Source organism: Rhizohabitans arisaemae, assembly GCF_025996515.1.
GTDB classification, from domain to species: domain Bacteria; phylum Actinomycetota; class Actinomycetes; order Streptosporangiales; family Streptosporangiaceae; genus Rhizohabitans; species Rhizohabitans arisaemae.
Genome location: NZ_BLRH01000026.1, coordinates 1 through 214, shown reverse-complemented (window position 1 = coordinate 214; position 214 = coordinate 1). Strand labels below are relative to the sequence as shown.

Sequence of the window (214 nt, the reverse complement as noted above, 5' to 3'; positions counted from 1 at the left end):
TCAGATCCCCGGCCTGAATCAAAGCTCCAACCAGGTGGCTCAGCGCCTTGGCTTGGGAGGTGGGGTCGGTGATTGACCGGGCGATAGTTTCAGCAGTCGCTGCAATCTGACGAGCTCGGTTCAGATCCCCGGCCTGAATCAAAGCTCCAACCAGGTGGCTCAGCGCCTTGGCTTGGGAGGTGGGGTCGGTGATTGACCGGGCGATAGTTTCAGC

1 protein-coding gene is annotated in these 214 nt (G+C 60.3%); it reads right to left on the bottom strand.

Annotated elements, in window-relative coordinates; translation table 11 throughout:
* Positions 1 to 214, bottom strand: a 214-nt coding sequence (locus RUR_RS11500) for a hypothetical protein (protein ID WP_283134973.1), incomplete at both ends; no start/stop codon positions are given.